This window comes from Streptomyces sp. KL109B (assembly GCF_030766935.1).
Classification (GTDB): Bacteria; Actinomycetota; Actinomycetes; order Streptomycetales; family Streptomycetaceae; genus Streptomyces.
The window spans coordinates 442342-466244 of sequence record NZ_JASERL010000005.1; the positions used below are offsets into that span (position 1 = coordinate 442342).

The 23903-nt window shown below is 72.2% G+C and carries 24 protein-coding genes; 17 read left to right on the forward strand and 7 right to left on the reverse strand.

The window, feature by feature from the left end; all coding sequences use genetic code 11:
• Positions 1 to 41: 41 nt before the first annotated feature.
• The 8 genes from RBJ65_RS20075 to RBJ65_RS20110 all read left to right on the forward strand — a co-directional run bounded on the left by RBJ65_RS20075 (position 42) and on the right by RBJ65_RS20110 (position 10222).
• On the forward strand, positions 42 to 827 hold the full coding sequence (locus tag RBJ65_RS20075; protein WP_306317580.1) for a hypothetical protein: 786 nt from the start codon (positions 42 to 44) through the stop codon (positions 825 to 827).
• Between the two features lie 114 nt (positions 828 to 941).
• Complete coding sequence (locus RBJ65_RS20080; RefSeq protein WP_306317581.1) at positions 942 to 1730, forward strand: ABC transporter ATP-binding protein; 789 nt, start codon at positions 942 to 944, stop codon at positions 1728 to 1730.
• A 2-nt stretch (positions 1731 to 1732) separates the two neighbouring features.
• A complete protein-coding gene (locus tag RBJ65_RS20085; protein ID WP_306317582.1) occupies positions 1733 to 4297 on the forward strand; it encodes an ABC transporter permease in 2565 nt (854 codons plus the stop codon).
• A 152-nt stretch (positions 4298 to 4449) separates the two neighbouring features.
• A complete protein-coding gene (locus RBJ65_RS20090; protein WP_306317583.1) occupies positions 4450 to 5319 on the forward strand; it encodes an LLM class F420-dependent oxidoreductase in 870 nt (289 codons plus the stop codon).
• A 107-nt stretch (positions 5320 to 5426) separates the two neighbouring features.
• Positions 5427 to 5864, forward strand: coding sequence for a GNAT family N-acetyltransferase (locus RBJ65_RS20095; RefSeq protein ID WP_306317642.1), 438 nt, complete (start codon positions 5427 to 5429; stop codon positions 5862 to 5864).
• 209 nt (positions 5865 to 6073) lie between these two features.
• Entirely contained in the window at positions 6074 to 7486 is a 1413-nt protein-coding gene (locus tag RBJ65_RS20100) for a hemolysin family protein (protein WP_306317584.1), read from the forward strand.
• The gene (locus RBJ65_RS20105; RefSeq protein WP_306317585.1) at positions 7483 to 8505 is read left to right on the forward strand and encodes a hemolysin family protein; all 1023 of its coding nucleotides are present in this window, start codon (positions 7483 to 7485) and stop codon (positions 8503 to 8505) included. The genes RBJ65_RS20100 and RBJ65_RS20105 overlap by 4 nt, the downstream gene beginning before the upstream one ends.
• Before the next feature lie 31 nt (positions 8506 to 8536).
• Entirely contained in the window at positions 8537 to 10222 is a 1686-nt protein-coding gene (locus RBJ65_RS20110; RefSeq protein WP_306317586.1) for an ABC-F family ATP-binding cassette domain-containing protein, read from the forward strand.
• Here RBJ65_RS20110 and RBJ65_RS20115 read toward each other — a convergent pair.
• Positions 10186 to 10455 (reverse strand): holin, encoded by a 270-nt coding sequence (locus RBJ65_RS20115; RefSeq protein ID WP_306317587.1) that lies wholly within the window; start codon positions 10453 to 10455, stop codon positions 10186 to 10188. The two genes, RBJ65_RS20110 and RBJ65_RS20115, sit on opposite strands and share 37 nt — an antisense overlap.
• Positions 10456 to 10607: 152 nt before the next feature.
• Between RBJ65_RS20115 and RBJ65_RS20120 the strand changes: the two genes are divergently transcribed.
• The 7 genes from RBJ65_RS20120 (at position 10608) to RBJ65_RS20150 (ending at position 17594) form a co-directional block, all read left to right on the forward strand.
• On the forward strand, positions 10608 to 11390 hold the full coding sequence (locus tag RBJ65_RS20120; RefSeq protein WP_306317588.1) for an SGNH/GDSL hydrolase family protein: 783 nt from the start codon (positions 10608 to 10610) through the stop codon (positions 11388 to 11390).
• Between the two features lie 234 nt (positions 11391 to 11624).
• A complete protein-coding gene (locus RBJ65_RS20125) occupies positions 11625 to 12653 on the forward strand; it encodes an AraC family transcriptional regulator (RefSeq protein WP_306317589.1) in 1029 nt (342 codons plus the stop codon).
• 93 nt (positions 12654 to 12746) lie between these two features.
• Positions 12747 to 13823, forward strand: a complete 1077-nt coding sequence (locus RBJ65_RS20130; RefSeq protein WP_306317590.1) for a 3-keto-5-aminohexanoate cleavage protein — start codon at positions 12747 to 12749, stop codon at positions 13821 to 13823.
• Complete coding sequence (locus RBJ65_RS20135) at positions 13823 to 14794, forward strand: quinone oxidoreductase (protein ID WP_306317591.1); 972 nt, start codon at positions 13823 to 13825, stop codon at positions 14792 to 14794. The genes RBJ65_RS20130 and RBJ65_RS20135 overlap by 1 nt, the downstream gene beginning before the upstream one ends.
• Positions 14795 to 14809: 15 nt before the next feature.
• On the forward strand, positions 14810 to 15682 hold the full coding sequence (locus tag RBJ65_RS20140) for a TauD/TfdA family dioxygenase (protein WP_306317592.1): 873 nt from the start codon (positions 14810 to 14812) through the stop codon (positions 15680 to 15682).
• Complete coding sequence (locus RBJ65_RS20145; protein WP_306317593.1) at positions 15682 to 17016, forward strand: MFS transporter; 1335 nt, start codon at positions 15682 to 15684, stop codon at positions 17014 to 17016. Before RBJ65_RS20140 ends, RBJ65_RS20145 begins: the two co-directional genes overlap by 1 nt.
• Complete coding sequence (locus RBJ65_RS20150) at positions 17013 to 17594, forward strand: alpha/beta hydrolase (protein WP_306317594.1); 582 nt, start codon at positions 17013 to 17015, stop codon at positions 17592 to 17594. Before RBJ65_RS20145 ends, RBJ65_RS20150 begins: the two co-directional genes overlap by 4 nt.
• Positions 17595 to 17608: 14 nt before the next feature.
• Here the strand turns inward: RBJ65_RS20150 and RBJ65_RS20155 are convergent, their stop codons facing one another.
• Genes RBJ65_RS20155 through RBJ65_RS20165 form a run of 3 tightly spaced genes read right to left on the reverse strand, consistent with a single transcriptional unit; the run spans position 17609 to position 20943 of the window.
• On the reverse strand, positions 17609 to 18715 hold the full coding sequence (locus RBJ65_RS20155) for an FAD-binding oxidoreductase (RefSeq protein WP_306317595.1): 1107 nt from the start codon (positions 18713 to 18715) through the stop codon (positions 17609 to 17611).
• A gap of 47 nt (positions 18716 to 18762) precedes the next feature.
• The gene (locus tag RBJ65_RS20160; RefSeq protein WP_306317596.1) at positions 18763 to 20274 is read right to left on the reverse strand and encodes a peptide MFS transporter; all 1512 of its coding nucleotides are present in this window, start codon (positions 20272 to 20274) and stop codon (positions 18763 to 18765) included.
• Positions 20275 to 20298: 24 nt separating this feature from the next.
• Positions 20299 to 20943, reverse strand: a complete 645-nt coding sequence (locus tag RBJ65_RS20165; RefSeq protein ID WP_306317597.1) for a helix-turn-helix domain-containing protein — start codon at positions 20941 to 20943, stop codon at positions 20299 to 20301.
• Positions 20944 to 21105: 162 nt separating this feature from the next.
• On the opposite strand from RBJ65_RS20165, the gene purB reads away from it, so the two are divergent.
• Both purB and mug read left to right on the forward strand, forming a co-directional pair.
• A complete protein-coding gene (gene purB / locus RBJ65_RS20170) occupies positions 21106 to 22545 on the forward strand; it encodes an adenylosuccinate lyase (RefSeq protein WP_306317598.1) in 1440 nt (479 codons plus the stop codon).
• Complete coding sequence (gene mug / locus RBJ65_RS20175) at positions 22542 to 23084, forward strand: G/U mismatch-specific DNA glycosylase (RefSeq protein ID WP_306317643.1); 543 nt, start codon at positions 22542 to 22544, stop codon at positions 23082 to 23084. Before purB ends, mug begins: the two co-directional genes overlap by 4 nt.
• A gap of 124 nt (positions 23085 to 23208) precedes the next feature.
• Here the strand turns inward: mug and RBJ65_RS20180 are convergent, their stop codons facing one another.
• From RBJ65_RS20180 to RBJ65_RS20190, 3 genes are read right to left on the reverse strand one after another with little or no spacing between them, the layout of a single operon-like run.
• Positions 23209 to 23472 carry a hypothetical protein gene (locus RBJ65_RS20180; RefSeq protein ID WP_306317599.1) on the reverse strand — a complete coding sequence of 88 codons (264 nt, stop codon included), beginning with the start codon at positions 23470 to 23472 and terminating at the stop codon, positions 23209 to 23211.
• Positions 23457 to 23690 (reverse strand): hypothetical protein, encoded by a 234-nt coding sequence (locus RBJ65_RS20185; RefSeq protein WP_306317600.1) that lies wholly within the window; start codon positions 23688 to 23690, stop codon positions 23457 to 23459. Before RBJ65_RS20185 ends, RBJ65_RS20180 begins: the two co-directional genes overlap by 16 nt.
• On the reverse strand, positions 23687 to 23896 hold the full coding sequence (locus RBJ65_RS20190; protein ID WP_306317601.1) for a hypothetical protein: 210 nt from the start codon (positions 23894 to 23896) through the stop codon (positions 23687 to 23689). The genes RBJ65_RS20185 and RBJ65_RS20190 overlap by 4 nt, the downstream gene beginning before the upstream one ends.
• Positions 23897 to 23903 lie beyond the last annotated feature (7 nt).

Genomic DNA, 23903 nt, shown 5'->3' on the forward strand with positions numbered 1-23903 from the left:
CACTGACCACTGACCACTGAGGAGCGTGGAGGAGTGTGGGCGTGACGAAGACGTCGATGAGCGCGGCGGCGCGTGCGGCGGCGAAGCGGGCGGAGCGGGGGCGGCGGGCGCCGACACCGGCGGCGACGCCGGCGGGTCCGGGCGCTGTAGCGCCGGAACGCGTAGAGCCGGACCTCGTACAGCCGGATCCGGAAGAGACCGCGGACCCGGTGACGACCGCGGCCCCCGAGACCATCGCGGACCCCGAGACCATCGCGGACCCCGAGACGACCGCGGACCCGGTAAAGGCCGAGCCGGACCCGGAGCAGCCCGCCAGGACCCGCCCTCCCCTGCGCACCCTCGCCTGGTGCGCCCTGCTCCTCGTACTGATCGCGGCCCTCGTCGCCGCCACCGTCCTCGGCCTGCGCTACCGGGACGGCGTGCGGGCCGAGCAGGCGCGCGGTGAGGCCCTCGACGCGGCGCGGAAGGCGGCGCCCGTCGTCCTGTCCTACGACTACCGCCACCTGGACCGCGACTTCGCCGCCGCCCGCGACCGCCTCACCGGCGGCTTCCTCGACGAGTACCGCGGGACGACGTCGAAGGCGGTCGGGCCGACGGCGAAGAAGTACCACGGCGTCGTCAGGGCCACCGTGGCGCAGGCCTCCGGGGACGCGCCCGCCGCCGCCGTGAAGTCGACGTCCGCGGACCGCGCCGTGGTGATCCTCTTCGTGAACCAGACGACCCGCAGCACCCGGCTCGAAGGCCCCCGCGTGGACCTCAACCGGGTCCGGATGGCGATGACCCGCACCGCGGACGGCTGGAAGGTGAGCGGCGTGGACGCCCTCTGAGGCTCGGCGACCGGTCGTCGGAAGGCCGTTGTCAGTGCGAGCGGCTATCCTCGGTCCCGATGTCGAATTTAGGGGATTCGACGGACAACTGACCTTCTATGTAAGGGAGTTGGCGTGGGGGGAACGGGTGTGGTGCAGGATGCCGTCGCGGCGCGGGCCAAGGGGCTGACGAAGGCGTACGGGTCGGGTGAGACGCAGGTGCTCGCCCTCGATTCGGTGGACGTGGACATCGCGCGCGGCCGGTTCACGGCCGTGATGGGCCCTTCAGGGTCCGGAAAGTCCACATTGATGCACTGCCTGGCGGGGCTCGACACGGTCTCGGCGGGACAGGTGTGGCTCGGGGACACGGAGATCACGGGGCTCAAGGAGCGGGAGCTGACGCGGCTGCGGCGCGACCGCATCGGCTTCATGTTCCAGTCCTTCAACCTGATCCCGACGCTGAACGCGGCGGAGAACATCACGCTGCCGATGGACATCGCGGGCAAGTCCCCGGACGGGAAGTGGCTTGACCAGGTCATCGACACGCTGGGCCTGCGGGACCGCCTGGGGCACCGGCCCGCGCAGCTGTCCGGCGGGCAGCAGCAGCGCGTCGCGTGCGCGCGGGCGCTCGCCGCGCGCCCCGAGCTGATCTTCGCGGACGAGCCGACGGGGAACCTGGACTCGCGGGCCGGGCTCGAAGTCCTCGGATTCCTGCGGCAGTCCGTCGACGAGCTCGACCAGACCGTGGTCATGGTGACCCACGACCCGGGCGCCGCCGCCCATGCCGACCTGGTCCTCTTCCTCGGCGACGGCCGCCTCGTGGACGAGATGCGGGAGCCGACGGCGGAGGCGGTCCTGGAGCGCATGAAGCGTTTCGACGTCACCCGCCAGGCCGTCGTCGACAAGCCCGGCCCCGAGGTGTAGCCGTGCTGAAGGCGACGCTACGAAGCTTTCTCGCGCACAAGGGGCGCCTCGTCCTGTCCGCGCTCGCCGTCGTCCTGTCGGTGGCGTTCGTCGCGGGCAGCCTGATCTTCTCGGACACCGTGTCGCGCACCTTCGACCGGCTCTTCGCCTCGACGTCGGCGGACGTGCGGGTGGGGCCGAAGGAGGACGACTTCGACGAGTCGGTGCCCTCGGGCACGGTGCGTACGGTGCCTGCCTCGCTGGCCGCTCGGATCGACCGGGTCGCCGGGGTGGCGGACACGCACATAGACGCCGGGGTGGAGAACATCACGGTGGTCGACCGGCACAACAAGTCGGTGGGGCCGACCACGGGCGCGCCGACGATCGCCACCAACTGGGAGCCCACGGACCGCAGTCCGGTGCGCCTGACGTCGGGGCACGCGCCGCGCGGTCCCCGGCAGGCGCTGCTCGACGCGGACACCGCCGACAAGAAGCACGTACGCGTCGGGGACCCGCTCACGGTCATGGCCGAGCCCGGCTCGTTCAAGGTCGAGGTCGTGGGCATCGCCACGTTCCGTACGACGAACCCGGGCGCGGCCCTCGTCTTCCTGGACACCGGCACCGCGCAGCGCAGGCTGCTCGGCGGCACCGGCAGGGCGACGAGCATCGCGGTGGACGCGGCGCCTGGCGTCGCCGACGCGACCCTCAAGCAACGGATCGGCCAACAGCTCGGCGGGGCCTACGACTTGAAGACGGCCGACGAGGACGCGAAGTCCTCGGCGGAGGACCTCGGCGGGTTCCTCGACGTCATCAAGTACGTGATGCTGGGCTTCGCCGGGATCGCCGTCCTGGTCGGCGTGTTCCTGATCGTCAACACGTTCTCGATGCTGATCGCGCAGCGGACCCGCGAGCTGGGGCTGCTGCGGGCGCTCGGCGCGGACCGGCGGCAGGTACGGCGCTCCGTGCTCACGGAGGCGGTGCTGCTGGGGCTCGTCGGTTCGGCGGCCGGGTTCGCGCTCGGGGTGGGGCTCGCGTACGGCCTCATCAAGCTGATGGGCGTCTTCGGGATGAACCTCAAGTCCACGGAGATGGTGGTGGGTTGGGGCACGCCCGTGGTGGCGTTCGCGGTCGGCGTCGGGGTCACGTTCGTGGCCGCGTACCTGCCGTCGCGGCGGGCCTCCGGGGTCTCGCCGATGGCGGCGCTCGCGGACGCCGAGATAGCGGGTGTGGGGCGGCCGTTGAAGGTGCGGGCGGTGGTGGGCGGGGCGATCGGCGCGGCCGGCGCCGCCGCGCTGGCCGGCTGCTGGACGGCGGACAAGACCGCGCCCGCGGCCTCCCTCCTCGGCCTCGGCATCGTCCTCACGCTGATCGCGACGGTCGTCGCGGGCCCGCTCCTCGTACGGCCCGTGATCCGGGTCCTCGGTGGCGCGTTCCCCACCGTGTTCGGCTCGGTCGGCCGGATGAGCCAGCGCAACGCGCTGCGCAACCCGCGCCGCACCGGAGCCACCGCCGCCGCGCTGATGGTGGGGCTCGCCCTGGTGGCGGGGATGTCGGTGGCGAGCGCGTCCATGAGCCGGTCCTTCGACGAGCAGATCGACGACACGCTGGGCGCCGACTTCACCGTGCAGAACGCCAACTTCATGCCGTTCCCGCAGGAGGTCACCAGGAAGATACGGGCGACGGACGGCGTCGGCCTCGTCGTGCGCCAGCGGTTCACCGCGCTCGCGGTGCGGATGCCGGACGGGAAGCGGGTGAAGACGACGGCGGCCGGGTGGGACCGGCGCATCGACGACGTCGCGCACGTCACGTACGCGCGGGGCGACAGCGCCAGGGGCCTGGCGGCCGGGCACCTGCTGCTGCAGAAGGAGTTCGCGGACGACCACGGGGCGCGGGTCGGCAGCGTGCTGCCGGTGGAGTTCCCCGGCGGGCAGCGCGCCCGGCTGACCGTGGGCGCCCTCACCGACCAGGAGGGCCACGACTTCGGGATGGCGGGCGGCTTCGCCATGGGGATGCCGACACTGCTGAAGTACGCGCCGGGCGGCCAGGACTCGGCGGTGTACGTGAACGCCGCCTCCGGCACCTCCCCCGACGCGCTGCGCGACCGCCTGGAGAAGACCCTCGACCCGTATCCGCAGGTGCAGGTCCGCGACCTCGCCGACTACAAGGACCTCGTGCACGGCCAGATAGCGGTGCTCCTGTACCTGGTGTACGCGCTGCTGGGGCTCGCGATCGTCATCGCGGTGCTCGGCGTCGTCAACACGCTCGCCCTGTCCGTCGTCGAGCGCACCCGGGAGATCGGGCTGCTGCGGGCGATCGGTCTCGCGCGGCGGCAGTTGCGGCGGATGATCCGCCTGGAGTCGGTGGTGATCGCCGTGTTCGGGGCGGTGCTCGGGCTCGCGCTCGGCCTCATATGGGGCGTCGTCGCGCAGCGGGTGCTGGCCCTTGAGGGCATGAAGGCGCTGGCGGTGCCGTGGTCGACGATCGTCGCGGTGGTCGTCGGCTCGGTGGTCGTGGGGCTCGCGGCGGCGCTGTTGCCGGCGCTGCGGGCGTCGCGCATGAATGTGCTGGCGGCGATCGCGCACGAGTAGCGATACGGCACGGGTAGCGAAACGCACAGGTAGCGATACGGCACGAGTAGCGAAACGCACGGACAGCGATGCGGCACGAGTAGCGATGCGGAAGGGGCGCGGCGGTCGTAGGCTCGAACGGCCAGCAACTGTCCACGCCCGAAGGAGAGTTCATGCCGCGCCCCTTCCGCTTCGGCGTCAACCTGGTCACCCCCGCCCCCGACGACGCGTGGCGCGCCAAGTGCCGCAGGGCGGAGGAGCTGGGCTACGACGTGATCCTCGTCCCCGACCATCTGGGCGCCCCGTCGCCGTTCCCCTCGCTCGTGGCGGCGGCCGAGGCGACGAGCCGGCCGCGCCTCGGCACGTTCGTCCTCAACTGCGCGTTCTGGAACCCTGTGCTGCTCGCCCGCGAGATCACCACCACCGTCGCGCTCACGGGTGGCCGCCTGGAGCTCGGCCTCGGCACCGGCTACGTACGCGAGGAGTTCGAGCAGGCCGGCATCGAATGGGGCACGCCGGGCAGCCGCGTGGACCACCTGGAGCGCACCGTCACGGAGCTCGACCGGCAGCTCGCCGCCCCCGACCAGGGCCCGCGCCCGCCGCTCCTGATCGGCGGCAACGGCGACCGGATGCTGCGGATCACCGCCGAGCACGCCGACATCGCGGCGTTCACCGGGGCCAGGGCGCCGTCCGGGAACGCGGGCGGCCTCGAAGCGCTCACCGGCGACGAACTGGCGGAGCGGGTCGCCCTGTACCGGAAGTACGCGGCGGACCGCGCCGAGGCCGCCGAGCTGAACCTGCTCGTACAGCTGGTGGCGGTCACGGACGACCGGCCCGCCGCCGTCCAGCCCCTCCTGGAACACCTCCCGCACCTCACCGAGGAACAGGTCCTCGACTCCCCGCTCCTCCTCGTCGGCACCGTCGAGGAGATCACCGCGCAGCTCCTGGAGCGGCGCGAGCGGTACGGGTTCTCGTACATCACCGTCCTGGAGCCGCACATGGAGGCGCTGGCGCCGGTGATCGAGGAGCTGCGGGGGCGCTGAACAGCGTCCGGCTGACGTCCGGCACGGCGTCCGGCGTGGCGTCCGATATATGGAATTCGCGGCCTCCGGCGTCCCGCCGGTGATGGGATCGGCCCATGAGTGATCTTCTGAACGATCTTCGTATACGTGCCGCGGGACCCGCCGATCTCGATGCCGCGCTCGCCTTCTGGAAGGAGGCCGCCGAGGGCACCAGCATCAGCGACGACCGCTCGGGCGTGGAGCGCCTCGTCGCGCGCGATCCCGAGGCGCTGCTCCTCGCCGAGCGCGACGGTGAGCTCGTGGGCACGGTCATCGCCGGGTTCGACGGCTGGCGCTGCCACCTGTACCGGCTCGCGGTGCACCCGCAGGCGCGGCGCCAGGGCATCGGTTCCGCGCTGCTCGCGGCGGCGGAGGAGCGGTTCGTGGCGCTCGGCGGGCGGCGCGGCGACGCCATGGTCCTCGACCGCAACGAGCGGGCGCGGCACGCGTGGCGGGCGGCGGGGTACGCGCCCGAGCCGCAGTGGAGCCGCTGGGTGAAGCCGCTCGACGCCGTCGACGCACGCTGAGCCGGGCCCGAGGAACCGGGGGGGCTCCCACGAACAGCAGCCGTACTTTGCTGCTCCTTTAACATGGATGGGTCACTCGAACTCTGCGAAAGGTGTGAGCGTCCGCCCATGGGCGAGCCCCCTAGTATCTGGTCCACCCCCTCGCGCGGCCCCCACGAGCGCGCGTCCGTCCCGGCTCTGGCCGACCATGGGACGGAGGTGACGACCCGATGACCGAAGTGCTGCTGCTCGCCGTGGCGGTCCTGCTGTCGCTGGCCTGCGGCGCGTTCGTCGCGGCGGAGTTCTCGCTCACGACCGTGGAGCGCGCCGACCTGGAAGAAGCCGTGGACCGCGGTGAGCGCGGTGCGGCCGGCGCGCTGAAGGCCGTACGGAACCTCACCTTCCAGCTGTCCGGCGCCCAGCTCGGCATCACCGTCACCAACCTGGTCGTCGGCATGCTCGCCGAGCCGTCGATCTCCAAGCTGATCGCGGGCCCGCTGGAGTCGCTCGGCCTGTCGGCCGCCGCGTCGTCCTCGGTCGCGCTCGTGCTCGGCACCGCCCTGTCGACCGTGTTCCTGATGGTCGTCGGCGAGCTGGTGCCGAAGAACTGGGCGATCTCCGCGCCGCTGGCCGTGGCCAAGCGGGTGGCGACGCCGCAGCGCCTGTTCAGCGCCGCGTTCCGCCCGTTCATCACGCACCTGAACAACACCGCGAACCGGCTCGTGCGCCGCTTCGGCATCGAGCCGACCGAGGAGCTGGCCTCCGCGCGCGGACCGCAAGAGCTGATGGCGCTCGCCCGGCACTCCGCGAAGGAGGGCGCCCTGGAGGCGGACACCGCCGAGCTGTTCGTACGCACCCTGAACCTCGCCGACCTGACCGCCGAGAACGTGATGACGCCGCGCGTCCAGGTCATGGCCCTCGACATCCAGGCCACCTGCGAGGACGTGGCGAACGCGACGCGGGCCACCGGCCTGTCCCGCTTCCCCGTCTACCGCAGCACCCTCGACTCCGTCGTCGGCGTCGTGCACATCAAGGACGTCCTTGCCGTGCCCGACGATCTGCGGGCCCGCAAGGGCGTCGCCGATCTGCTGCGCGAACCCCTCCTCGTACCGGAGACGCTGACCGTGGACCGGCTGCTCGACCGGCTGTCGGGGAAGCGGACGATGGCGGTCGTCATCGACGAGTACGGCGGTACGGCGGGTGTCGCCACGCTTGAGGACATCGTCGAGGAGGTCGTCGGCGAGGTCCGTGACGAGCACGACCCGCACGAGACCCCCGACATCGCGGCCGCCGGCACCGACCCGGAGGGCCGGGCGCTGTACTCCGCCGACGGCGCCGCCCGCACCGACCAGCTCGCACGGGTCGGACTGCGCGCGCCCGACGGACCGTACGAGACGCTGGCCGGGCTCGTCGCGACCGAGCTGGGCCGGATCCCGGACATCGGCGACAGCGTCGAGGTCGCCGGGTGGCGGCTCGACGTCGTGGACGCGCACGGGCACCGCGCGGCGCGCGTCCTGCTGCACGCGCCGCTGATCCTCGACACGGAGGCGCGGCGCAGGGCGGACGAGGAGAAGGGTTCCGGTACGGAGAAGCGTTCCGGTACGGAGAAGCGTTCCGGTACGGAGAAGGGGGCGGCCCGATGACCGCGGTCCAGTTGCTGATCGGTCTGGCGACGCTCGTCGTCAACGCCTTCTTCGTGGGCGGAGAGTTCGCCCTGATCTCCGTACGCCGCAGCCAGATCGAGCAGGCCATAGAAGAAGGGGCGGAGGGCGACCGGCGCGCGCGCAGCGTGCTGTGGGGCCTGGAGCACGTGTCGGCGCTGCTCGCCGCGGCGCAGCTCGGCATCACCCTGTGCACGCTGGTCCTCGGCATAGTCGCCGAGCCCGCCATCGCGCATCTCCTGGAGCCCGCGTTCGACGGGGTCGGGGTGCCGCACGGCCTGGTCCACCCGATCTCGTTCGTGATCGCGCTGACCGTGGCGACGTATCTGCACATGCTGCTCGGCGAGATGGTGCCGAAGAACATCTCGCTCGCCGAGCCGGTGCGCTCCGCGCTGCTGCTCGGCCCGCCGCTGGTGGCCATCGCGCGCGCCCTGCGCCCGGTCATCTTCGCGATCAACGCCTTCGCGAACGGGCTGCTCAAGCTGCTGCGCGTGGAGGCGAAGGACGAGGTCGCGGCGACGTTCTCGGACGACGAGCTGGCCCGCATGGTCAAGGACTCCTCCGACGCGGGCCTGATCGACGACCGCGCGCAGGAGCGCCTGCACGACGCCCTCGAACTCGGCCGCCGGCCCATCAAGGACGTCGTCCTGCCGATCGAGAAGGTCGTCTACGCGCGCGTGGGCGTCACGCCGGAGGAGTTGGAGCGGCTGTCGGCCGAGTCCGGTTTCTCGCGCTTCCCCGTGGTGGACGAGGGCCGTCGGATCGTCGGCTACCTGCACGTGAAGGACGCCCTCGACGCGACGCCGCGCGACCTGCCGTTCCGGGTCCCGGACATGCGCTCCATCGCGCGCGTACGGGAGACGACGCCACTGGACGACGTGCTGACCGCGATGCGCGGGAGCCGTACGCACGTGGCGGCGGTGCTGGGGGCGGACGGCCGCCTTGCCGGGCTCGTCACGATGGAGGACGTACTGAGGGAGCTGTTCGGCCAACCGGTGTGAGCGTGCGGACTTGGAGAGGGGACCCGGATCGATGAGCCAGCTCGTCCTGAAGGACGTGACGTACGGCTATCCGGACCGGCCGGTCCTGGACCGGGTCTCGCTGTCCGTGCGGCCCGGTGAGAAGGCGTGCGTCATCGGTGAGAACGGCTCGGGCAAGTCGACGCTGCTGCGGCTGCTCGCGGGCGAGCTCGCCCCGGCCGACGGCTCCGTGGTCGTGACCGCCGACGGCGGCAGCGGCTACCTCGCGCAGACGCAGCCGCTGCCCCCGCAGGCCACGGTGCAGGACGCCGTGGACGCGGCGCTCGCCGAGCTGCGGGACCTGGAGCGGCGCATCGGGGATGCGGAGGCGTCGCTCGGTTCGGCCGGTCCCGGCGAGCTGACGGCGTACGCGGATCTGGTCGAGGCCTTCGAGGCGCGCGACGGCTACCGCGCGGACGCCCGCCTCGACGCCGCCCTGCACGGCCTCGGCGTCCCGCACCTGGCGCGCACGCGCACGCTCGGCTCCCTGTCGGGCGGCGAGGCGGCGCGCCTCGGCCTTGCCTGCGTCCTCGCCCCGCAGCCCGAACTGCTGCTCCTCGACGAGCCGACCAACCACCTCGACGACGAGGCGCTGAGCTGGCTGGAGGACCGGCTCCGAGCGCACCGGGGCACGGTCGTCGCGGTCACCCACGACCGCGTGTTCCTCGACCGGGTGGCCGGAACGATCGTCGAGGTCGACGGCGACCGCCGCTCCGTCGCCCGCTACGGCAACGGCTGGCACGGCTACCTGGAACAGCGCACGAGCGCGCGGCGCCGCTGGGAGGAGCGGTACCGGGCGTGGTCCGACGAGGTCGACCGCCAGGAACGCATCGCCGAGGACACCTCCGCCCGCCTCTCCGGCGGCTGGCGGATGCGCGACAGCAGCACCTTCGCCAAGTTCTCCAAGCACCAGCGCTCGGTGGAGGGCCAGGTGTCGGGCGTCGTCCGCAACGCACGCGAGCGGCTGCGCAGGCTGCGCGCCGACCCGGTCCCGAAGCCGCCGGAGCCGTTGCGGTTCCGTGTGGACGTGGACATGGACGTGGACGTGGACGTGGGTGCGGTGAGCGGGAGCCCGCTGGGCTCCGCCGAGCACGGTGTCCTCGAAGGCGGCGACCACCCCTTCCTCCGCCCCGTAGAGGTCACGGACGTCGTGGTCGACGGTCGGCTCGACGTGCCGGGGCTGATCCTCGAACCCGGCTCCCGCACCCTCGTGACCGGGCCCAACGGGGCCGGTAAATCGACCCTGCTCGCGCTCCTCGCCGGGCGCCTCGCGCCGGACCGGGGAACGGTCCAACTCCCGCCGCGCATCGGCTACTTGACCCAGGAAGTCGCGCACGACGGCACACGGCAGCCGCTCCTCGACGCGTTCGCGGCCGGGCTCGGCGGGCTGCCCGAGGACCACGCGCGGGCCCTGCTCGCGCTGGGCCTGTTCCGGGAGGAGGACCTGGCGGTACCCGTGCGGGACCTCTCCGTGGGGCAGCGCCGCCGCCTCGACCTGGCCCGCCTCGTCACTCGCCCCGCCGACCTGCTGCTCCTGGACGAGCCGACGAACCACGTCTCCCCCGCCCTCGCGGAAGACCTCGACGCGGCCCTGTCCGGCTACGCGGGCACCCTCGTCGTGGTCTCCCACGACCGCCGCCTCCGGTCCCGCTTCGAGGGCCGTCAGGTGCGGGTGGCGGGCGGGTCCGTCGCGGGGTGAGGACCGGAGGCGGTGGGCGCCTCCAGGACACCCGGACCGTGCGGTCCGATGCCCGCGGTGCCGACCGCCGTGAGGACCGCGAGCAGCGCCGCGAGGCCCGCCGTGCCGAGGGCCGCGGCCCAGTCGACGTCGAGCAGGCTCGTCGCGCCCGCGACCAGCACGGCGGCCAGCGCCTGCGCGAACGTCCGGATCGCGCGCTCGGCGGTGGCCTTCCAGAAACCGATGCTCCACATGACGTACTCCCCCGTTCGTCCGAAGGCTTCGTCCGAAGCCCTCGCGCGAAGCCCTCGCGGCTCCGCGCTCCTGGCATACCGCCACCGGGCCCGGCCGCACCAGACCCGCGGCGCACACCGCTTCGTTGCCCCGGGATACGATCTGTCCAGCCATGCACACGAACCCCACCCACACCAGCCTCGTCGCGGTCGGCGACTCCTTCACCGAGGGCATGTCGGACCTGCTGCCCGACGGCTCGTACCGCGGCTGGGCCGACCTCCTCGCCGACCGGATGGCCGCGCGCACCCCCGACTTCCGCTACGCGAACCTCGCCGTACGCGGAAAGCTCATCGGCCAGATCGTCGACGAGCAGATCGATGTCGCCGCCGCGATGAAGGCGGATGTCGTCACGCTGGTCGGCGGCCTCAACGACACCTTGCGCCCCAAGTGCGACATGGTCCGCGTCCGCGATCTGCTGACCCGGGCCGTGGAGACGCTGGCCCCGTCCTGCGAGCAGCTGGTGCTCATGCGCAGCCCCGGCCGCAACGGCCCGGTGATGGAGCGCTTCCGGCCGCGCATGGAGGAGCTGTTCACCTGCATCGACGACCTCGCGGCGAAGCACGGCGCCGTCGTCGTCGACCTGTACGGCGCCCCGGTCCTCGGCGACCAGCGCCTGTGGGACGTCGACCGGCTGCACCTCACGGCTGAGGGCCACCGCCGGGTCGCGGAGGCGGTCTGGCAGACGCTCGGCTACGAGCCCGAGTCCGACTGGCGCGCCGCGCTCGCCCCCGCCGTCCCCCCGAACTGGCTGACCCGCCGCGCGGCCGACGCCCGCTTCGCCAAGCAGCACCTGGCCCCCTGGATCGCCCGCCGCCTGACCGGCCGCTCCTCGGGCGACGGCCGCTCCCCGAAGCGCGCAGAGCTGTCCCCGTACCCGGACGACTCCCGCCCCTAGAACCCTTCTCCTCGACACAGCCCGCCGACGGTCCCGCATCATCACGCCCCGCCGACGGTCCCGCATCATCACGCCCCGCCAACGGTCCCGCATCATCACGCCCTGCCGTCGGACGAGAGGCAGCGGGGTCCGGGGCAGAGCCCCGCGACCGCACCCCCGTGAGACCGAAACCCTTGCCAACCCGCCGCCCCACCCGTTTCACTCGTGCCACGGGGCCCGGCAAGGAGCGTGACCATGAAGCCTCGCGTCCGCAGCGCCGCGCTCAGCGGCTACGTCCCCCTCACCCGCTCACTCGGCATCGCCCCGCACCCGCTCCTGCGCGAGGTCGGCCTGCGCCCCGCCGAACTCTCCGTACAGGACCACTGGATCCCCGGCCCCGCGGTGACCCGCCTACTGGAACGGTCCGCCGCCGCGGCCCGCCGCGAGGACTTCGGCCTGCTGCTCGCCGGCCGGCGCCGGTTCGCGAACCTGGGCCCGATCAGCCTCGTGGCCCGCGAGGAGCCGACCCTGCGCGGCGCGCTCGAACTCCTGATCCGGCACGAGGACGCGTACAACGAGATGCTGCACGGCCGCCTCGACGAATCCGGGGACCGGTCGGTGCTGAAGGTGTGGCTGGAGTCGGGCGAGCCCGCGCCCACCCGGCAGGCGACGGAGCTGGCCGTCGCCGTCTTCCACCACGTCGTACGGGAGATCCTCGGCGAGCGCTGCCGCCCGGTCGCGGTCTGCTTCACGCACTCCGCGCCCGCCGAACTCGGCACGCACCGCCGCCTGTTCGGCCCCGCCGTGGAGTTCGACCGCGACTTCGACGGCCTGGTGCTGCACACCCACGACCTCGACGCCCCCAATCCGCACTCGGACCCGCTGCTGCACGCGTACGCCCGCCAGTTCTTCGACTCGGTCACCGAGCCGCGCGGGGCCGCGCTCGTCGACCAGGTGCGGGAGCTGATCGAGGCGCTGCTGCCGACGGGCCGCTGTTCCATCGAGGAGGTCGCGCACCGCCTCGGCGTGGACCGCAGGACGGTGCACCGGCATCTGGCGGCGGCCGGGCAGACGTTCTCCTCGCTGCTCAACTCCACGCGGGCCCGCCGCGCGGAACAGTTGGTGGCGAACCCGAGCCATCAACTGACCGAGGTCTCGCTCCTCCTCGGCTTCTCCGCGCCGAGCGGCTTCTCGCGCTGGTTCCGCGACCAGTTCGGCTGCACCCCGCGCGCCTGGCGGGCCCGGCGCACGGGCACGGGTGCGTCAACTCCTGTCCCCAAGTGACAAGTTGGCTGTCCCTTTCGGTTAAGCGGCTCTCGTAACCCGTCCTTAACGTGTCGGTGGTAGGCGAGAAACCGCACCGAAGGGTACGTATCCATGCATTTCCATGACGACTCCCTCTACCCCGAGAACCAGCAGAAGCTGGTCGTCCAGGTGGCGCCCTACGGCCCCGAGTGGCTGCCCGGCGACGCCGACGACCTGCCGCTGACCATGGACGAGCACGTACAGGCCGCCGTGGACTGCTACAACGCGGGCGCCACCGTCCTGCACATCCACGTACGGGAGTTGGACGGGCACGGCTCGAAGCGGCTGTCGATGTTCAACGAGCTGATGGGGCGGCTGCGCGAGGCCGTGCCCGACATGGTGCTGCAGATCGGCGGTTCGATCTCCTTCGCCCCGGAGGACGAGGGCGGCGACGCGCAGTGGCTGAGCTACGACACCCGTCACATGCTGGCGGAGGTCTCGCCCGCGCCCGACCAGGTCACCATCGCGATCAACACCAACCAGATGAACATCGTCGAGCTCTTCGACGACGCCGACATCGAGGGCACGTCCATCGCCAAGCCCGGCTACTACAAGGCGTACCGGGACATGGTCGTCGAGGCGGGGCCCGAGTTCTACCTGGAGCACCTGAAGCGGCTGCGGGCGAACGGCATCCAGCCGCACTTCCAGCTCGCCAACCTGTCCCAGCTGGAGACCGTCGAGCGCCTCATCCGCAAGGGCGAGTACCACGGCCCGCTCGTCCTCAACTACGTGGCGATCGGCGGCGGTTTCGCGGGCCGGCACCCCGCCGACCTGGTCGAGTTCATCCGCCGCGTGCCGGACGGCGCCGTCCTCACCATCGAGGCGTCGATGCGCGCGGTGGCCCCCATGAACGCGGTCGGCATCGCGCTCGGCGCGCACGTCCGTGTCGGCAACGAGGACAACCTGTGGCGGAGGAAGGGCGAGCGGATGTCGTCCGTGCAGCAGGTCGAGCAGATGGTGCGGATCGCCGACGCGGTCGGCCGCGAGGTGGCCTCGGGACCGGAGGCCCGCGAGATCTACCGGCTCGGCGAGTGGTACGACAGCACCGACGAGACCCTCGCGCAGTTGGGCATGGTGCCCAATCGCGTCCCCGGGCAGCGCGGCGCCATGCTGCGTCCTGTCAACGTCGAGTCCGAGGGCGGCCGCTGATGGCGTACGCGGTCCGCTTCCACGAGACCGGCGGCCCGGACGTGCTGCGCTGGGAGCAGGTCGACGTGGCCGCCCCGGGCCCCGGCGAGGTGCGCGTGCGGCATCAGGCGGTCGGCCTGAACTTCGCCGACACCTACTTCCGCACCGGCCTGTACCCGGCGCCGCTGCCCGCAGGGCTCGGCGTCGAGGGCGCGGGAGTGATCCTTCAAGTCGGCCCCGGTGTCACGGAGTTCGCGGCGGGCGACCGGGTCACGTACACGGGCAGCCCGCTCGGCGCGTACAGCACCGAGCGGGTGATGCCGACGGATTCGCTGATCAAGCTGCCGGACGCGATCGGCTTCGACACCGCCGCCGCGATGACGATGCGCGGGCTCACCTCGGCGTATCTGCTGCGCCGCATCCACCCGCTGCGGGCCGGCGACACGATCCTGCTGCACGCGGCGGCGGGCGGCGTCGGCCTGATCCTCACGCAGTGGGCGAAGCTGCTCGGCATCACCGTCATCGGCACGGTGTCGACACCGGAGAAGGCGGCCGTCGCCCGGGAGCACGGCTGCGACCACACCATCCTGTACCGGCGCGAGAACGTCGCCGAGCGGGTCCGTGAACTCACGGGCGGGGAAGGCGTTCCGCTCGTCCTGGACAGCGTCGGCAAGGACACCGTCGAGGCGTCGATGGCCTCGCTGCGCCGCCGCGGACTCCTCGTCTGCTTCGGCACCGCGTCGGGGGTGCCGCCGCTGGACGCGATGCAACTGGCCGTCCACGGCTCGCTGTTCGTGACCCGGCCCGCGCTCGCCGACTACATCGCGGACCCGGCCGAACGGGCCGCGCTCGCCGGTGAGTTGTTCGACCACGTGGCGGCCGGCCGGATCACGGTCCGGATCCCGCAGCGGTTCGCGCTGCCGGACGCGGTCGACGCGCACCGCGCCCTGGAGTCGGGCCGCACGACGGGCTCGTCCGTCTTCGTCCTCTGAACCACGGGAGCCACCATGTCCGTACGCACGCGCACACCCCTGTCCGTCGCACCTCTCACCTGCACCCTCGGCGCCGAGCTGCACGGGGTTCAGCTCGGCGACGCCGCCCACGACGACGACCTGTTCGCCGAGATCCGCCAACTCCTGCTCCAGTACAAGGTGTTGTTCCTGCGCGACCAGACCATGACGCGCGCCGAACACGTCGCGTTCGCCTCCCGCTTCGGCCCCCTTGAGGACCACCCGGTGGCGGGCAGCGACCCCGAACACCCCGGCCTCGTCCGCATCTACAAGGACCTCGACTCCAAGCCCGAGCACTACGAGAACGCGCTGCACTGCGACGCGACGTGGCGCGAGTGCCCGCCGATGGGCGCGGTGCTGCGCTGCGTCGAGGGCCCGGCCGTCGGCGGCGACACCATGTGGATCGACATGGCGGAGGCGTACCGGCGGCTGCCCGACCGGGTCAAGCGGCGCGTCGAGGGGCTGCGCGCCCGGCACAGCATCGAGGCCACGTTCGGCGCGGTCATGCCGATCGCCGAACGGCACGCGCTCAAGGAACGCTTCCCCGACCCGGAGCACCCGGTGGTGCGCACCCACCCGGAGACCGGCGAGAAGATCCTCTTCGTCAACGCGTTCACCACGCACTTCGTGAACTACCACCGCCCGGAGAACGTGCGCTTCGGCCAGGACTACGCGCCCGGCGCCGCCGACCTCCTGCGCTATCTGATCAGCCAGGCCGCCGTCCCCGAGTACCAGGTGCGCTGGCGCTGGACCCCGAACTCCGTCGCCATCTGGGACAACCGCTCCACCCAGCACTACGCCGTCCAGGACTACTGGCCCGCCGTGCGCCGCATGGAGCGCGCCGGCATCACCGGCGATCGACCCTTCTGATGGCGGGCGCCGTCCTGACGTCACGGTCCGCGGACACACCACCGGCCGTGTCGCGCCGCTACGCGTGGCTCGTGTTCGCCCTGAGCTTCGCCCTGCTCCTGTCCGACTACATGTCACGGCAGGTACTGAACGCCGTCTTCCCGATGCTGAAGGCCGAATGGCTGCTCTCCGACGGCGAGTTGGGGACGCTGAGCGGGGTCGTCGCGCTGATGGTCGGCGTGCTGACCTTCCCGCTGTCCCTGCTCGCGGACCGCTGGGGCCGGGTGCGCATCCTGGTCGCGGCCGCCGCGGTGTGGAGCCTGGCGACGCTGGGCTGCGCCGTCGCGGCGGGCTACGGCGAGATGTTCGCGGCCCGCTTCGTGGTCGGTGTCGGCGAGGCGGCGTACGGAAGCGTCGGCATCGCGGTCGTGCTGAGCGTGTTCCCGGTGTCCCTGCGGGCGACGCTGGCCGGGGCGTTCATGGCCGGGGGCTCCTTCGGCTCGGTGCTCGGCGTCTCGGTCGGCGGCGTGGTGGCGCAGGCGCACGGCTGGCGCTGGGCGTTCGGCGTGATGGGCCTGTACGGGCTGGTGCTCGCGGTCGGCTACGGCCTGGTGGTCAAGGAGCGCAAGCTCGGCGAGCGCCCTCCCACGGGTCCCCGCCGCCCGCCGATCCGCTCCCAACTGCCGCACCTGTTCAACTCGGTGTCCGTGGTGTGCGCCTACGTCGGCAGCGGCCTTCAGATGTTCCTGGCGATGGCGCTGCTGACGTGGATGCCCAGCTATCTGGAGCGGTCCTACGGGCTTCCCACCAGTAAGGCGGGCCTGGCGGCAGGCGCGTTCGCCCTCATCGGCGGGCTCGGCATGATCCTGTGCGGCGCCGTGGCCGACCGGCTCAGCAGACGCGCCGGGATCCGCAACTGGACCGTGGCCATCGTTTGCAGCCTCGGCTCGCTCACCCTCCTGACCGCCGGTTTCCTGCTGCCGACCGGTCCGGCGCAGCTCGCCCTGGTCGGCCTGGGCACGCTGCTCGCGGGCGGCACCTCGGGCCCGGCGGCGGCGATGGTGGCGAGCCTGACCCCGGCCGCGATCGCCGCGACGGCGCTCGCCACGCTCACCCTCGCCAACAGCCTCATCGGCCTGGCACCGGGCCCCGCCCTGACCGGCGTCCTCGCCGACCACCTGGGCCTGACGGGGGCGCTGCGGGTGATCCCGCTCGTCGCACTCCTCGGCGCCACGGCCTTCGCCATCGGCAGACGCACGTACGAGAAGGACCTGCGCCGCACGGCCACGACCACGGCCACGGCCACGACTACCGCCACTACCTCCGCCACGAGCACCTTGGAGCCCCCACCGTGAACCATCCGCAACAGCCGACCGTGGTGTTCGTACCCGGCCTGCGCGACCACGTCGACGACCACTGGCAGACCCACCTCGCGCGGGAACTCCCCGGATCCCGCACCGTGCCGCCGCTGACCCGCGACCGCCTCGGCCGCGCCTCCCAAGTGGCGGCGCTGGAACGGGAGGTGGCCAAGACGACCACCCCCGTCCTCTTCGTGGCGCACAGCGCGGGCGTGCTGACCACCGTCCACTGGGCGCGGCGGCACAGCGCGCGCGTCGTGGGCGCGCTGCTCGCGGCCCCGCCCGACTTCGAGACCGCCCTGCCGGACGGCTACCCGTCCCGCAAGGAACTGCGCGAGCACGGCTGGTCCCCGGTGCCCCGGGAGCGACTCCCCTTCCCCAGCGTGGTCGCCGCGAGCAGGAACGACCCCCTGGCACGCTACGACCGGGTGGCGTCGCTTGCCGCGTACTGGGGCAGCCGGCTCGTCGACCTGGGCCCGGTCGGCCACCTCAACCCCGCTTCTGGGTACGGGAGTTGGCCCGGCGCGATGGAGCTGCTGAGTGAACTCGGCGTCACGCACCGGACGTTCGCGTAGGGCCCTTCCGGGCCTCAGCGCAGCGGGTCGTACGCCGCCAGGTCCGTGCCCGGGTCCGCCCCGCGCGCGAGGCGCGCCGCGAGCGACCCCGCGTACGGGCCCATCGTCAGTCCGGAGGCGCCGAGGCCGTTGACCACGACGAGGCCCGGCACCTTCGGGACCGCGCCGAGCAGCGGGCGGATGTCGGGGCCGACCGGGCGGAAGCCGATGCGGGTCTCGACGTGGGTGGCGTCGGCGAGGCCGGGGGCCACGGCCAGCGCCTCGTCGAGGACCTCCTTCAGCCCGGCCGCCGTGACCCGGTGGTCGAAGCCGGAGCCTTCCTCGCGGGTGGCGCCGACCACGACCCGGGAGTCGTCGAAGGCGAGCAGGTAGTGGCTGGACATCGGGAGCACCACCGGCCAGTCGGTGGTGTCCGTGCCCGGCAGCCGCAGGTGCACGATCTGGCCGCGCTGCGGCGCGATCCGCAGGGTGACGCCGAGCGGTTCGAGCAGCGCGGGCGCCCACGCGCCGGCGGCCACGACCACGCTGTCCGCGCCGATGAACGCGCCGTCGACCCGCACGCCGCGCGCCGCGCCGCCGGGCCCGTCGGCGACGACCTCGGCCGCGCCCTCCACGACCCGGGCGCCGTGCTTCACCGCCGCCCGGCACATCGCGTCCCGCACGAGCCGGCCGTCGAGGCGGGCCGCGCCGGGGATGTGCACGGCGGGTCCTTCGTGGCCGAGCGGCGGGAAGAGTTCGCGGGCGCGGCGGGCGTCGACCAGCTCCACGTCGCCCGCGAGCGGGGACTCGGCGGCGCGCCCGGACACGTACCGCAGTACGTCATCGGCCTCGTCCTCCGTGGTGAGCCGCAGCGAGCCGACCCTCCGGTACCCGAGTTCCGTCTCGCCGTCGGCGGCGAGGGCCGCGCGCAGCTCCTCGTAGTGCTCGGCGCCCGCGCGCGCGAACCGGTACCAGTCCGGGTCCTCGACCCGGGAGGACCACGGGCAGATGATGCCCGCCCCGGCGGACGTGGCGCGCCCCGGGGTCCGGGGGTCCACGAGGGTCACGTCGACCCCGTTCCTGGCCAGTTCGTAACCGGCCGCCGCACCGGCGATACCGGCGCCGACGACGACTGTGCGCATGCTGTTCTCCCTCTCTTCCGACTGGTGGCCCTTGGCGGCATGCGGGCTCACCGCACGCCGCCCATCCGGCGCCGCACCCACGGCGTAAGCAGGTGCATGACAATGCCTACCGCCATGACGGCCGCGCCGACCCCGGCGAAGTACCGGATCTCGGTCTCGGGGGTGTAGAGCCGCACCAACTGCGCGTTGATGCCGCCCGCCGCCGCGGAGGCCAGGAACCAGAGGCTCATCATCTGGGCCAGGAAGGCGCGCGGCGCGAGTTTGGTGGTGGCCGACAGGCCCACGGGTGACAGGCACATCGATCCGCAGATCACGACTACGTAGCTCAGCACCAGCCACCACGGACTGGCGGGCTCGTCCGTGCCGTTCAGGAGTCCGGGTCCGGCCATCAGCACGAACGAGGCGCCGCCGAGCAGCAGTCCGGTGCCGAACTTGCGCGGCGTGGACGGCTGCCGGTCGCCCCACTTGATCCACAGCCACGCGAAGAGCGGGGCGAGGACGAGCGTGGCGATGGGGTTGAGCGACTGGAACCACGACGACGGGACCGCGAACCCGAAGACCTCCAAGTCGGTGCGCTGGTCGGCGAATTGGGCCAGCACCGAACCGGTCTGCTCGTTCACCACCCAGTAGCAGACGGCGCCGATGAACAGCGGCACGTACGCGATCAGCCGGGACCGCTCCACGGCGTCCGTGCGCGGGCTGCGCACCATCATGACGAGGTAGCCGGCGGGCAGCAGCACGGCGAGCACCGACACCGCGTTGATCAGCGCGTCCACGGTGAGCGAACCGGCCGCGCCGAACACCGCGACGGCCACGGCGACCACCGCGACGCCCACGGACATCCGCACGGCCACCTGGCGGCGCTCACCGGTACGCAGCGGGTTCGTGGGCGCGTCCCCGGCCCCACCGAGCCGCGCCCGCCCTCGTACGTAGCCGAAGAGTCCCGCGGCCATGCCGACCGCGGCGAGGGCGAACCCGAGGTGGTAGTCGACCTGTTGGCCGAGCGTGCCCACCAAGTACGGGGCGATGAAGGCGCCCAGGTTGATGCCCATGTAGAAGAGCGAGAACCCGGCGTCGCGACGGATGTCCGCCGGCGCGTACAACTCCCCCACCAATGACGACACATTGGGCTTCAGCAGCCCCGTGCCGAGCACGATGAGCACCATCGACACCAGCAGCGCGGGCAGCCCGCCCGGCACCGCGAGCGCCAGGTGCCCGCACATGATCGCGACGCCGCCCAGCACGACGGCGCGCCGCATCCCGAGGAGCCGGTCGGCCACCCAGCCGCCGAGCACGCCCGACATGAAGACGAGGGCTCCGTACACCGACACCAGGGCGGCGGCGGTCGGCTTGTCGAGGCCGAGGCCGCCGTCGGAGGTCCGGTCGTAGAGGTAGTAGAGGAGGATCGCGGACATCCCGTAGTACGAGAACCGCTCCCACATCTCCAGGAAGAACAGGGTGGCGAGGCTGCGCGGATGCCCGAAGAACCGACGGTCACGGTGGTCGCCGGGCGGCGCCTCGCCCACCGCACGGGTATCGGTATCGCTTGTTTCGCTCATACCCACCTCTACCTCTCCACGACTTCAGCAGATCGTGCCGTCGGGCCTCCGCAGCAAGGGGCGGTCGACGGTCCAGAGCACCTCCGCGACGTCGCTGCCGCGATTGTGAATGGCGTGCGGGACACGGGACTTGAAGTGGATCGAGTCGCCGGGGCCGAGCACGGCCGTCTCCTCCGGCAACAGGAACGCCAGCTCACCGCGGAGCACGTAGCAGAACTCCTCGCCGTCGTGCTGCGTGACCGGCGACGGCTCGGCGGTCGGCTGCACCGTCGTGGCCAGCGTCTCGATGCGCTGGTCCGGCAACTCGGCCGTCAGAACGCGGTGTTCGCGCTCGCCCAGCGCCATCCGCGCGACGTCCGGGTCGTCGTGCCGGGTGACCGCGTACTCGCGCCTGCCGCGCCGCCCGGCCGCGCCGAGCAGTTCGACTGCGTCCACGTCCAGCGCGCTCGCCAGCGCGAAGAGCGAGGTCAGCGAGAGCGAGTTGATGCCGCGCTCGGCCAGCGAGAGAAACCCGGCCGAGAGCCCGCAGCGCTCCGCGAGCGTCCGCAGCGTCAGCCCGCGCTCGGTGCGCAGCCGCTTGATCGCGGCCCCCACCACGCGACTCGGCCCGTCCTCGACGACCGGCTCCTCCGACTGTTCCTGCTCCTCCGACTGCTCCTTGTCGACCACAGCGAAATTAAGTCACGCCAAACAAAGCCCGTCAATACTAAACACCTGCACCCTTCCGGCACCGCTCCGGCAGGCGCCCCACGACAGCCCCGCCGACCTGTACGTTCCTACATTCGGACGATGGTTCGGAGCCTGTAGGGACGCCCGGTAAACTTCCTCCACGTGACTGCGCCTGCAAAGCCCCGTATCCCGAACGTTCTCGCCGGCCGCTATGCCTCCGTCGAGCTCGCCACCCTCTGGTCCCCCGAGGAGAAGGTGAAGCTGGAGCGGCAGCTCTGGCTCGCCGTGCTGAAGGCCCAGAAGGACCTCGGGATCGACGTCCCGGACGCCGCGATCGCCGACTACGAGCGCGTGCTCGACCGGGTCGACCTGGCCTCCATCGCCGAGCGCGAGAAGGTCACGCGGCACGACGTGAAGGCCCGCATCGAGGAGTTCAACGCCCTCGCCGGGCACGAGCACGTCCACAAGGGCATGACCTCCCGCGACCTCACGGAGAACGTCGAGCAGCTCCAGGTCCGCCTCTCCCTCGAACTGGTCAGGGACCGCGCCGTCGCCGTCCTCGCCCGCCTCGGCAAGCTGTCCGGCGAGTACGCGGAGCTGGTCATGGCCGGCCGCTCGCACAACGTCGCCGCGCAGGCCACCACCCTCGGCAAGCGCTTCGCGACCGCGACCGACGAGCTGCTCGTCGCGTACGGCCGCGTCGAGGAGCTCCTGAACCGCTACCCGCTGCGCGGCATCAAGGGCCCGGTCGGCACGGCGCAGGACATGCTGGACCTGCTCGGCGGCGACGCCGACAAGCTCGCCGACCTGGAGCAGCGCATCGCGGCCCACCTCGGCTTCTCGCAGGCCTTCACCTCGGTCGGCCAGGTCTACCCGCGCTCCCTCGACTACGAGGTCGTGACCTCGCTCGTCCAGCTGGCCGCGGCCCCGTCCTCCATGGCGAAGACGATCCGCCTGATGGCCGGGCACGAGCTGGTCACCGAGGGCTTCAAGCCGGGCCAGGTCGGCTCGTCCGCGATGCCGCACAAGATGAACACCCGCTCCTGCGAGCGCGTCAACGGCCTCATGGTGATCCTGCGCGGCTACGCGTCGATGACCGGCGAGCTGTCGGGCGACCAGTGGAACGAGGGCGACGTCTCCTGCTCGGTCGTCCGCCGCGTGGCCCTCCCGGACGCCTTCTTCGCACTCGACGGCCTGCTGGAGACCTTCCTCACGGTGCTCGACGAGTTCGGCGCCTTCCCGGCGGTCGTTGCCCGCGAGCTGGACCGCTACCTCCCCTTCCTCGCTACGACGAAGGTCCTCATGGCCTCCGTCCGGGCGGGCGTCGGCCGCGAGGAGGCCCACGAGGCCATCAAGGAGAACGCCGTCGCCTCCGCCCTCGCGATGCGCGAGCAGGGCGTCGAGCGCAACGAGCTGCTCGACAAGCTGGCCGCCGACTCCCGCATCCCGCTGGACCGCGCCCAGCTCGACGAGCTGATGGCGGACAAGCTGTCCTTCACGGGTGCCGCCGCCGGTCAGGTCGCGCAGATCGTGGCCCGCGTAGAGGAGATCGTGAAGCGGCACCCCGAGGCCGCCGGTTACACGCCGGGAGCGATCCTCTGACCCGCCTTACGCAGGCCGACCTCGAGGCCGCTCGCGACCGTCTGCTTCCGGACGTCGTCGCGAGCGGCCTCGACGTCATCTTCTGCGGGATCAACCCGGGCCTCATGTCGGCCGCGCTCGGCCACCACTTCGCCCGCCCGGGCAACCGCTTCTGGCCGGTCCTCCACCTCTCCGGCTTCACACCCCGGCAGCTCAAGCCCGCCGAGCAGCGGGAACTCCTCTCGTACGGCCTCGGGCTCACGAACGTCGTCGCGCGCGCCACCGCGCGGTCGGACGAGCTGAGCGCGGACGAGTACCGCGAGGGCGGACGCCTCCTGGAGGAAAAGGTGACCCTCCTCCGCCCCACCTGGCTCGCCGTCGTCGGCGTCACCGCCTACCGCTCCGCCTTCGGCGACCGCCACGCCAAGATCGGCCCCCAGGACCGCACGATCGGCGGCGCCCGCGTGTGGGCCCTGCCCAACCCCAGCGGCCTGAACGCGCATTGGACGGCGGCGACGATGGCGGAGGAGTATGCGCGGCTGCGGGAGGCTGCCGCCTAGCCGAGTCGTTTCGGACGTCACCGCGCAGGCACGTGGAGAGCCGCCCGGGGCGTCCGCACGGGGGACGGACTTTCCGCGACGGGCGCATCGGTGTGGGTGCCGCGACGGGGAGCAGTCCCCGCGCTCATTGCGTCATCACCGCCCGCCAGGGCCGGGTGATGATCTCGCGGTAGGTGTGGTGGACGGGATGGTGCCCGACGTGCCGGAACACCCACTCCTGCGCGGCGAGCACTCCGTCCACACCGTCCTCGTACGGCGGTGACTCACATTCCGGCGTACCGTCCTCCAGGCAGACGACGCACACCATCTTCCGCGTCAGCGGCTCCGCATCCGGCTCCCGGTCCGGGGACAACAGCCACGTCGCCATAGTGATCACGGACTTGGGCATGCCGCACACCTCTCGGACAGGAGACTGTGAACGACGATGCTCGCCCGCAGCTGCTCGCCCTCGTCGGGCGGCCGCAGCAGTTCAGGGCGGGCGTCCCACTCCCGGCCGCCGCCTGGGATCCGGAGCTGGACATACGCCCCCTCGTAGCCCATCACGTAGCCCGCCTTGTTGTGCTCGGTATCAACGACCAAGTCGCCAATCCCGTACTCCTCGTTCATGTTTCACGACCCCCTTGCTGGATCACCTCTGCCAGCCGCATGGCCACATCTGCGCGGATGCGCCCCAGCTCCACGAGACGTAGGTGCGGAGAGGCACTGTCTACCGAGAGGGACGGCAGCACAATGCCCGCCTCGCTCAGCGCCGATCGCAGGGATTCCGCCGCCGTCTCGGGATCGACCTCCTGCGGCTTGGTTCGTCCGGCCATGAACAGG